The sequence below is a fragment of the Streptomyces sp. NPDC059499 genome, assembly GCF_042749285.1.
GTDB lineage: Bacteria > Actinomycetota > Actinomycetes > Streptomycetales > Streptomycetaceae > Streptomyces.
This window is the reverse complement of the sequence record NZ_JBHYTT010000027.1, coordinates 23,791-34,154: the sequence shown is the minus strand read 5'-3', so window position 1 is coordinate 34,154 and position 10,364 is coordinate 23,791. Positions and strand designations below refer to the sequence as shown.

Sequence of the window (10,364 nt, the reverse complement as noted above, 5' to 3'; positions counted from 1 at the left end):
GGCCCCCTTTTCTCTCGCCGGCCCCGGGCGGCACAGCTTGTCGCCGGCCTCCCCCCACCCCCCCCCACCCCTCCCCCCGGGGCGGGCCCTCACACTGACGGGGCCCCCCCCCCCGCGGCTCTTTGTGTGCCCGCGCCCGTAGGGTTTGTGCGCCCCGCGCTCCCGGGATCCGGTGGGCCCTGCTCCGGTTCTGTGGGCTGTACGGCCTCAGGAGCCGGACGGCCCACCGCGTTTCAGGGGGACAGCGGCGGCCGGTTGGCTCCCGGGCCCTCGTCGGGGCGGGAGTGCGTCCGCGTGCCGTCCTCACGGATGACCTCGCCCTGGACGACCTTTCCGTCCGGCCGGTGCATGCGGGCCTGCTGGAAGGCGTCCGACAGGCTGCCCGGCCCGGCCGCCCGCATCCGGCGTTCCAGGGAACGTTCGACGTAACGGCTCGCCATCGAGCGGACCGGCGGAAGCAGGAGCAGCAGTCCCGCAGCGTCCGAGATGAGGCCGGGGAGCATGAGGAGCAGGCCGGCCAGCATCAGGAAGCCGTTGCCCTTGCTGCCCGACGGGGCAGCGGCCGGGGCCCCCGTCGCGCCGGGCTGACCGGGCATCTGCTGGAAGGTCTCGGTGAGGGTGCGCATGGCGCGCCGCCCCGCCCGCTTGATCACCACGGCCCCGAGGACGGCGCCGGCGACCAGGATCAGCAGCACGGTGAACCCGCTCGCCGCTTCGGCCACCACGGTCAGCAGCCAGATCTCCAGCACGAGCCAGGCCGCGAGGCCCAGGGGCAGGAAGGTACGGGCGCGTGAGCGCCGTGGACGGTTCGGAGGCGGTGTGCCGGTCGTCATGCACCCAGTGTGCCTGTACGGGCGTGCAAGCGGCATAAGGGGGTGATCATGGTGCCACGCCGGCCGCGGGCAGGTGGGTCAGGAGGGCTTGCGGCCGAGGACCTTGCTCGCCCGGGTGGTGATTCCCCATCCGGTGACCCGCCACAGAGCCTCGACCAGGATGTCGCGGCTCATCTTGGAGTCGCCGATCTCCCGCTCCATGAAGGTGATCGGCACCTCGACCACGTGATAGCCCGCCTCGACCGCGCGGCGGGCCAGGTCGACCTGGAAGCAGTACCCCTGCGAGGCGACGTCTTCGAGGCCGAGGCCGTCCAGGGTCGGGGTGCGGAAGGCGCGGTAACCGCCGGTGACGTCCCGCACCGAGAGACCGAGGAGCATCCGGGAGTAGAGGCTGCCGCCGCGGGAGATCATCTCGCGGTGCCTGGGCCAGTTGACCACCCGGCCGCCGGGAACCCAGCGCGAGCCGAGGACGAGATCGGCGCCCTTCAGGGCGGTCAGGAGCCGGGGAAGTTCCTCGGGCTGGTGGGAGCCGTCGGCGTCCATCTCGACCAGGACGCCGTAGTCGTTCTCCGAGCCCCAGCTGAAGCCCGCCAGATAGGCGGCCCCGAGCCCTTCCTTGCCCTTGCGGTGCAGGACGTGCACGTGGTCGTCCCCCGCCGCGAGCTCGTCGGCCACCTTGCCAGTGCCGTCGGGGCTGTTGTCGTCGGCGACCAGGATGTCCGCTTCCGGAACGGCGGCGCGCACCCTGGCGACGATCAGCTTGATGTTCTCGGCCTCGTTGTAGGTCGGAATGATCACCAAGACTCTGCCGAGCGGGCCGAACTGCCTCTGACCGCCGTCGTTCACTACTGCCCCTTAAAGTCCGTACGCAGGTGCACACCATATCCAGCGCGCCACGGCCGGACTCCGACGCGGTCACGAGGTGACGCGCGAGGCGCGCACGCCGTACCGGACAGAAGGATGGAACTGCGGACAGAACTGCGGATCGGGGCCCGGCGTCCTTCGGGCCGACCTGGGACCCGCTGGCTGCGGGTCGACCGAATGCCGTTGTCTACTGAACCTCCGGGCCCCACCCGGGTCGCACCCGCCGTCCGGCCGAAACCTTCCCTCGCCCCCGAGGCGCGGGCGCTGAACCTGGCTGTCAGTGGTGGTGCGCCGGTGCGGCACACCACCCCGTGACCCAGCGGCGTTCGACGACTGCGTGGAGGTTTGACCGGGCGGACGTCCAGTGGTGGACCCAGCCGAACCTACCGGCCCGTGGGCGCTCTCTGTCAACAGCCGTTTGACCTGCGACTTCTATCTAAAACGCCTGGTCAGTGCCAAGGGTCCGCAGGTCGCGGCAGAGTGCGCGCAACTTCGATCGGCGGTACGAAATGTGCTGACGTCACTCGTTCGGCCGTACGTAGACAGTTTGTCCGAAGACCACGGTGCGCAGGCATACGGGAAGCTCACCCCCGGGAGTGAGATCCGGCAGGCCAGGGGTGCCGGAGCGGGGGTCGGTCGACCAACGGGAGACCCTGTCGTCGGGGGCCTGAACCACCAGCTCACCGGTACGCCAGACGGCGTAGTCGGCGGGCGCGCCGGGGACGAGGACTCCCGCGTCGTCGCGGCCGACCGCCCGCCAGCCGCCGCGGGTGTGCGCCGTGAAGCCGGCCCGTACGGAGATGCGGTGCTCCGGCGTCCGGTGGAAGGCGGCGGCCCGCACGGTGCCCCACGGGTCCAGGGGGGTGACCGGGCTGTCCGAGCCGAAGGCGAGGGGCACACCGGCGCGCAGGAGTGCCGCGTACGGGTTGAGCGTGCCGGCCCGCTCGGCACCCAGCCGCCCGGCGTACATGCCGTCCGGGCCGCCCCAGGCGGCGTCGAAGGCGGGCTGTACGGACGCGGTGAGCCCCAGCTCGGCAAAGGCCGCGATGGTCTCGGGGGTGAGCATCTCGGCGTGTTCCACCCGGTGCCTGGCGGCGCGGATCCGGGCGAGTCCGAGAGTCTCGGAGGCGGCCCGTACGCCCGCCACGACCGCGGAGACCGCGGCGTCGCCGATGGCGTGGAACCCCGCCTGAAGTCCCGCCTCGGTGCAGGCCGTGACATGCGCCGCGATCTGCGCCGCGTCCAGATGGGCGGTGCCGGTGTGCGGCGCGTCGGCGTACGGCTCGTGGAGGAGGGCGGTGTGCGAGCCCAGGGACCCGTCGACGAAGAGGTCCCCTGCCGCGCCGGCGGCTCCGAGCTCTCGGATCCGGGCGGCGCCCTTCGCGTCCTCGATCCGCTCGGCCCAGTATCCGAAGACCCGGGGGCCCGACTGTTCGGCGGCGACCTTCAGCAGACCGGTGAAGTCCTCCTCGTCCGAGATGTCGGGGCCGGCGCACTCGTGCACCGTCCCGATGCCGAGCGAGGCCGCCTGCGCGAGCGCGGCACGCTGGGCCTCGGCACGCTGCCGCGGTGTGACGGCGCCGTGGGCCGCGGCGCGCACCGCGTGGTGCGCGGCGCCGGCCAGGGGGCCGTCGGGGTGGTAGCCGGTGAGCGCGGTGACACCCGGGACGAGGTCCAGGAGCGCCGTGGTGACCACGGCGGAGTGCACGTCGACACGGGGCAGGTAGACCGGCCGGCCGCCGGCCGCCGCGTCGAGTTCGGGGCGCGAGGGGGGCCGCTGTTCCGGCCAGCGCGTCGCGTCCCAGCCATGACCGAGGACGACCCGCTCCCCCGGGTGGCTGTTCACGTACGCACGCACGAGTCCGAGGGCGTCGGCGAGCGTGCGCGCGCCCGTGAGGTCCAGCCCCGTGAGAGCGAGTCCGGTCGACGTGGTGTGGACGTGCGAGTCGGTGAACGCCGGGGTGACCAGGGCCCCTTCCAGGTCGATCACCTCGTCGACGCCGCTCGCGAAGGCGTCGGCGGCCCCCTCGGACCCCACCCAGGCGACATGCCCGCGTTCGACGACCATCGCGGTCGCGAACGGGTCGGCGGGGCTGTGGACGTCTCCACCGCGCAGCAGCACGGTGCGGTGGTCGCTCTGAAGGGCGGTGCTCTCGGTCATGGGACCAGTCTCGCGCCTGCCCGGACCGCTTCGGTCCGCACCCCCCTCGACGGAGGGCCGCACCCCTCGGCGGCGAGCGGCGCCCCCGCGGTCGCGGGCACCGCACCCTCGCCGGGGCACGCGCCTCAGATACGCGGAGGGCGAGCCTCGTACGGCGTGGAGAGGACGACGGTCGTACGGGTGGAGACACCGGCCAGCGAGCGGATCCTGGTCAGCAGGTGCTCCAGCTCCAGGGGGGTGGCGACCCGCACCTTGAGGATGTAGTTCTCGTCGCCGGCGACGCTGTGGCAGGCCTCGAGCTCCGGGACACCGGCGAGACGTTCGGCGATGTCGTCGGGCGCGCTCGGATCGAACGGCTTCACCGAGATGAACGCGGTGAGGGGCAGGCCGACGGCTTCGGGGTCGACGACCGCGGCATAGCCCCGGATGACCCCGCGCTGCTCCAGTCTGCGGACACGCTGATGAACGGCCGAGGTGGACAGGCCCGTGGCCTTGCCCAGGTCGGTGTAGCTCATCCGCCCGTCCTTGACGAGCAACTCCACGATCTGACGGTCCAGCTCCTCCATGCGGATCAACCTATGGCCCCAGGTCCCTCCAAGCACAGTCGTGGAGCCTGTGGAACTGCACGTTCGGGGGGCATGTGACGAATGCCACAGGTTTACGGGTGGGTAGCCGACGGCCTCGCGGTTACCGCCCACTCCCGACGGGAAGTGCTTGCTGTGGTCGAGGCCGTGGCGCCTTGCCGGCCCACCCGAGGGGGGAACAACCCATGCAGAGCCTGAAGCTCACCGGACGTACCGAACCGGAGCCCGTCGATTCCGACGAGGACACCGCTCTCGACGCGTACGACACATTCGAGATGTACCGGGTGATCTGCCCGGACTGCTCCCAGCCCATCGCCCTGCTGGCGGACGAGGACGTCCTGCCCGAGCACGCACTGTGCCCCTCCCCGTGGAATCCGTTCGTCCTCACCGTGTGCTCGGGCACGAGCCGCGCCGCCGCGGACGCGCGTCCGGCCGATGAGTCCCTCGATGCCCAGGAGCAGGAGACGGCCCTGCTGCTGACACTCCCTCAGGGGCTCGACTGGCGGATGCAGCCCTTCTCGCACGCCGGCGGTCCCGGCTCACGTCCCCTGCAGGTTCCGCAGATGCGGCGTCACGCCGCCTGACGTTCCCTGAGTCGCACATCTGTGCCGCACCACGACGGCGGGCCGTCGTGGTGCGAACAGTTCCCCCGGCCGGTTCGGACACCGTCCGGGGCACTCCTCTGCGCCCTCCGGGGCCCGTGCACCCGAGGAACGGGCGCACGAATCGCCCGGACAGTGACCCACCACCCTGCCCGGGCGTTGTTTCTGTATGAGCACGCTGCACTCGACAGCCGGACCGGTTCGCCGCCGCCTGACCGCTCCGACGCCCGAAGAATCGGTTCTTCAGCCCGGCCCGGCACCCCGGGAGGCGCCACAGCCGCCCGTACCGCACACGACCGACCCGCCCATCTACCGGGCGATGCTGCGCCATTGGGAGAGTACGGGCCGGACGCTGCCGGGCCGCCAGGACCAGGAGTGGAACCGGATCATGACGACGCCGGTGTGGTCGGACCGGCCCGTCCGGATCAGCGCGTCTCGGGACCCGCGAGATGGCGGGCGATGACCATGCGCTGGATCTGATTGGTGCCCTCGACGATCTGCAGCACCTTGGCCTCACGCATCAGGCGCTCGACGGGGAAGTCGAGGGTGTAGCCGTAGCCCCCGAGCACCTGGACCGCGTCGGTCGTCACCCTCATGGCCGCGTCGGTGCAGAACAGCTTCGCCATCGCCGCCTGCCGGGAGAACGGCAGGCCCGCGTCGCGGAGGCGCGCCGCCTCCAGGTAGAGCGCCCGTCCGGCCTCGATCTGGGTGGCCATGTCGGCGAGCATGAAGCGCAGGCCCTGGAAGTCCGCGATGGGACGGCCGAACTGGCGTCGTCCCGTCGCGTATCCGACGGCCTCGTCCAGGGCCGCCTGGGCGACCCCGATGGCACAGGCGGCGATCCCGAGCCGCCCCGAGTCGAGCGCGGACAGGGCGATGGCGAAGCCCTGCCCCTCCTCGCCGATACGGCGGTCACCGGCGATCCGTACCCCGTCGAAGTGCAGCTGGGCGGTGGGCGAGCCCTTCATGCCCATCTTCTTCTCGGGTACGGCCGCGTTGAGCCCCTCCGCGTCCCCCGGGACGAGGAACGCTGTGATCCCGCGGGAGCCCTCCACCCCGGTCCTCGCCAGCACCGTGTAGAAGTCGGCGATGCCGCCGTGCGTGATCCAGGCCTTGGTACCGGTGAGCACCCAGTCGTCGCCGTCGCGCACCGCCTTCGTGCGCAGTGAGGCCGCGTCGGAACCCGAGGCGGGCTCCGAGAGGCAGTAGGCGCCCAGGAGACCGCCCGAGAGCATCGCCGGGAGGTGGGTGGCCTGCTGCTCCTTGGTGCCGTAACCGGCGAGCGCGTGGCAGGCGAGGGAGTGGACGCTGACTCCGAGTCCGACGGTGAGCCTGGCCGCGGCCAGCTCTTCCAGAACCTGGAGGTACACCTCGTACGGCTGGTCACCGCCGCCGTGTGCGGAGTCGTACGGCAGTCCGAGCAGTCCGGACTCGGAGAGCAGGGTGAAGACCGCGCGCGGGAAATGGCCCGCTTCCTCCTCCTCCGCCGCCCTGGGAGTGATCTCCTTGGACACGATGTCGCGGACGAGCTCGATGAGCTGCCGGGACTCCTCGGTGGGCAGGCGGCGTTCCACCGGCTGCGGGGCACTGTCGGACATGACGGCGCTCTCCTCCCTGTCGGGCGTTGCGGCGGTCGCGCGCGCGGGGTGTGAGCGGCGCCGCCGGGTGGTCCCGGGCGATGCCCGGAAATCTATGACTCCCCAGCCGATCCTGCCTGCTCGGATCACGAGAGGCGCTGGCCAGCGGCTGTGGCGCGTTGAGTATGCCCGATCGGAGCGCTTGCGTCACCGGTTACCCGGCGTCCTTGATCAGGGAAATTGGTCCGAACCATTGACCCAACTGGTCTAGTCCATCTACGGTTCCCCCCATTGCTTATCGCGTCCATGCCAAAACGTGGATGCGGTCGGCACCCCCACACAGAAGCCCTCCCCCACGAGGAGCCACCATGACCGGACTTCACCGTCCACGCGCCCGCTTCCGGGCGCTCGCAGCGACCGTCTGCACCGCCGCGCTCGGAGCCGCCCTTCTCGGCGTGGCCGGGACGTCGTCGGCGGGTGCGGCCCCCACCGCCTCCGCACCGGCAGCCGCCGAGGCCGCCCCTGCCGCCGCCGGCGGCAAGGTGGTCGGATACTTCACCAACTGGGGTGTCTACGAGCGCAATTACCACGTCAAGAACATCGAGACGTCCGGCTCGGCCGACAAGCTCACGCACATCAATTACGCCTTCGGCAACGTCCAGGGCGGCAAGTGCACCATCGGCGACAGCTACGCCGACTACGAGAAGGCGTACACGGCAGACCAGTCCGTCGACGGCGTCGCGGACACCTGGGATCAGGAACTGCGCGGCAATTTCAACCAGTTGCGCAAGCTGAAGAAGCTGCACCCGGACCTGAAGGTCATCTGGTCCTTCGGCGGCTGGACCTGGTCCGGCGGCTTCGGTGAGGCCGCGCAGAATCCGGCCGCCTTCGCCGAGTCCTGCTACGACCTGGTCGAGGACCCCCGCTGGGCCGACGTGTTCGACGGCATCGACATCGACTGGGAGTACCCGAACGCCTGCGGCCTGAGCTGCGACACCAGCGGCCGTGACGCCTACGGCAACCTTCTGTCCGCTCTGCGCACCAAGTTCGGCAGCGGCAACCTGATCACCTCGGCGATCACGGCCGACGGCTCGGACGGCGGAAAGATAGACGCCGCGGACTACGCCGGTGCGGCGAAGTACCTCGACTGGTTCAATCCGATGACGTACGACTTCTTCGGCGCGTTCGCGGCCAAGGGGCCGACCGCCCCGCACTCCCCGCTGACCTCCTACCCGGGCATCCCGACGGAGGGCTTCAACAGCGACGCGGCCATATCCAAACTCAAGGGCCTGGGCATTCCCCCGGAGAAGCTGCTGCTGGGCATCGGCTTCTACGGACGCGGCTGGACGGGCGTCACGCAGTCGGAGCCCGGCGGCGCGGCCACCGGGGCTGCCCCGGGGACGTACGAGGCGGGCATGGAGGACTACAAGGTCCTGAAGAACAGCTGCCCGGCCACGGGCACGGTCGCCGGCACGGCGTACGCCCACTGCGGCACCGACTGGTGGAGCTACGACACCCCGGCCACCATCGCCACGAAGATGGACTACAAGAACCAGCAGGGCCTGGGAGGCACCTTCTTCTGGGAGCTCAGCGGTGACACCACGAACGGCGAGCTGATCAAGGCCATCAACTAGCCGCGACGGGGTACACGCACGGCAGGGCGGGCGAGGGGCGAGGTGCCGGGCGGGCGCCTCGCCCCTCTCGCACGTGCCGACGCGCCGAGATCGTCCGGCGTCACATGAGTCCGGCCCCGGTGACGAACATCGCGAGCACGACCACGAGCGTCCAGCCCAGGATGTGCTCCAGCACCTTCGGCCCGTCCTCGGGGCCACCCGTGCGGGCGCGGCGGGCGTGGGTTGTGCTCTCGGCTGCGGTCGCGGTCATGGCATCTCGCTCGGTCGTTCGGCAGTGGTCGTCCCCCGTGACCCGACCACAGTGCCGGAGTGGCCGGCTCACGGGAAGAGACCCGGATCACTCCCGCCGCGGCCCGCGGACCGGGCGTGCCGCCGCCCGCTGTCCCGGATCCCCTCTGCCGTAAGGGATCCGGGACGGGACCGGCGCGGAGGGAGCGCGTCGGCTGTGCGGGACACCACACGGCACCCGAACCGCCTCCGGGCCCGCTCCCTTGCGACACCGACGCGGACGCCGACGAACCGGCCGGCGGGGGCTGTCCTCGCCGCGGCACCGCCCTCCCTCTCAGGGCCGAGGGGGCACGGGCATCAGGTGATGCTCCATTGCTGGGCATGGTTGCTGTTGCAGGTCCACTGACGGACCTCGGCGCCCGGCGCGGTACCCCAGTTGTAGTTGTCGAGGCACAGCCCGCTGTGCCGGTTGACGAGGGCGGAATACCCTTCCCCCACCGGAACCGGCCGCCATTGCTGCACTGTCGCACCACTGCACGACCACTGCTGAACGACGGATCCGGGCGCGGTCGCGAAGTCCTTGTTGTCCAGGCAGAGCCCGCTGTGCGCGTTACGGATCTGGTAGTACCCGTCCTGCGAAGGTGTCAGGGACCACTTCTGGACCGCGGCGCCGTTGCATGTCCACTGGCGCACCTCCGCCCCTGGCGTGGTGGCCCAGTCGTAGTCGTCCAGGCACAGGCCGCTGTGCCGGTTGCGGAGGGTCACCGGTGCGGGAGCGGCGCCGGCCTCGCCCGACGGGCCCTGGAGAACTGTCGACGTCGAGACCGGGGTACCCAGGCTCGGGGTGCCATCGGCGTTCCAGGAGATCTTCTGCACCCGCGTCGTGCGTGTGGTTCCGCAGCCCTGGCTCGCCGAGGAGTTCGCGTGGTAGGCGATCCAGGTCTCGCTGCCGTCGGGGGACGTGAAGAACGAATGGTGGCCGGGCCCGAACACCCCTGCCGCGTCGTTGCGTTGGAAGATCGGCTGGGGCGCCTTGGTCCAGGACGCTGCGGCGAGCGGGTCGCCACCGCCGTACTCCAGCATGCCCAGCTTGTAGTTGGGGCCGTTGCAGTGGCTGGCCGAGTACGTCAGGAAGGTGCGGCCGTTGCGTTGCAGGGCGAACGACCCCTCGTTGACGGCTCCGTCCTGCCGTTCCCACGCGAGGGTCGGAGCCGATATCCGCGTGCCGTAGGCGCCGGCCGTCCACGGGTTCGACAGGGGTGCGATGTACAGCGACTGCAGACCGTCCTGCGGGGAGAACGCGGAGTACGTCATGTAGAGAGCGCCGTTGAGCCTCAGCAGGCTCGCATCGATCGCCCACCCGTTGTCCGGCATCAGATTGATGATGCCCCGGTCCGTGTACGGCCCGAGCGGATCGGTCCCGGCGCTCTCCAGTGCGTGCGTCCGACGGGGGCCACCGGACTGCTCGACCGAGTAGTACAGGTACCAGCGGTCGCCGATCATCTCCAGGTGGGGTGCCCACATGGCCGTTCCGGCCGTGCGGAAGACCACCTGCTCCGGGGCGTTGCGCAGACCTGCGACGGTCGTCGACCGGCGCATGACGATGTCGGAGGACCATGTCGTCGCGACGTAGTAGTAGAAGCCGCCGTGGTGGACCAGCGTCGGGTCCGCACTGTTCGGAACATCCACCACGGGGTTGGTGAAGGAGGGGCCGGGTGCCGCCTGAGCGGGGCTCGCGTTGGGCAGGCTCATGCCCATGGCCGTGATGAACGCGAGAACGAGGAGAATTCCCCGCCCCACGGTTCTTCTTTCATGAACGAACAGCACTTCTTCTCCTCGGGGTGGGTGTGAAGGCTGGGCGGACGACGGACTGCGCTGCGC

9 protein-coding genes are annotated in these 10,364 nt (G+C 70.8%); 2 read left to right on the top strand and 7 right to left on the bottom strand.

The features are described 5' to 3' along the window. Window positions 1–233: 233 nt before the first annotated feature. The 4 genes from fxsA to ACFW9O_RS35555 all read right to left on the bottom strand — a co-directional run bounded on the left by fxsA (window position 234) and on the right by ACFW9O_RS35555 (window position 4,424). Window positions 234–833: an FxsA family membrane protein gene (gene fxsA, locus ACFW9O_RS35570; protein WP_351174614.1), complete on the bottom strand. Its 600-nt coding sequence runs from the start codon at window positions 831–833 to the stop codon at window positions 234–236. Window positions 834–911: 78 nt separating this feature from the next. Further along, window positions 912–1,679, bottom strand: a complete 768-nt coding sequence (locus tag ACFW9O_RS35565; RefSeq protein WP_384615210.1) for a polyprenol monophosphomannose synthase — start codon at window positions 1,677–1,679, stop codon at window positions 912–914. Window positions 1,680–2,217: 538 nt separating this feature from the next. Continuing rightward, window positions 2,218–3,858 (bottom strand): amidohydrolase, encoded by a 1,641-nt coding sequence (locus ACFW9O_RS35560; RefSeq protein WP_384615208.1) that lies wholly within the window; start codon window positions 3,856–3,858, stop codon window positions 2,218–2,220. Between the two features lie 125 nt (window positions 3,859–3,983). Continuing rightward, the gene (locus ACFW9O_RS35555; RefSeq protein ID WP_014044761.1) at window positions 3,984–4,424 is read right to left on the bottom strand and encodes an Lrp/AsnC family transcriptional regulator; all 441 of its coding nucleotides are present in this window, start codon (window positions 4,422–4,424) and stop codon (window positions 3,984–3,986) included. A 203-nt stretch (window positions 4,425–4,627) separates the two neighbouring features. On the opposite strand from ACFW9O_RS35555, the gene ACFW9O_RS35550 reads away from it, so the two are divergent. Next, window positions 4,628–5,026: a hypothetical protein gene (locus ACFW9O_RS35550; protein WP_351174622.1), complete on the top strand. Its 399-nt coding sequence runs from the start codon at window positions 4,628–4,630 to the stop codon at window positions 5,024–5,026. Between the two features lie 443 nt (window positions 5,027–5,469). Here the strand turns inward: ACFW9O_RS35550 and ACFW9O_RS35545 are convergent, their stop codons facing one another. After that, entirely contained in the window at window positions 5,470–6,642 is a 1,173-nt protein-coding gene (locus ACFW9O_RS35545) for an acyl-CoA dehydrogenase family protein (RefSeq protein WP_384615205.1), read from the bottom strand. Between the two features lie 347 nt (window positions 6,643–6,989). Here ACFW9O_RS35545 and ACFW9O_RS35540 point away from each other — a divergent pair, with 347 nt between their 5' ends. Beyond that, window positions 6,990–8,255, top strand: coding sequence for a glycoside hydrolase family 18 protein (locus ACFW9O_RS35540; protein WP_384615203.1), 1,266 nt, complete (start codon window positions 6,990–6,992; stop codon window positions 8,253–8,255). A 100-nt stretch (window positions 8,256–8,355) separates the two neighbouring features. Here the strand turns inward: ACFW9O_RS35540 and ACFW9O_RS35535 are convergent, their stop codons facing one another. Both ACFW9O_RS35535 and ACFW9O_RS35530 read right to left on the bottom strand, forming a co-directional pair. Beyond that, a complete protein-coding gene (locus tag ACFW9O_RS35535) occupies window positions 8,356–8,505 on the bottom strand; it encodes an SCO1431 family membrane protein (protein WP_384615201.1) in 150 nt (49 codons plus the stop codon). A gap of 335 nt (window positions 8,506–8,840) precedes the next feature. Then, entirely contained in the window at window positions 8,841–10,283 is a 1,443-nt protein-coding gene (locus tag ACFW9O_RS35530) for a family 43 glycosylhydrolase (RefSeq protein ID WP_384615199.1), read from the bottom strand. Window positions 10,284–10,364: the final 81 nt, after the last annotated feature.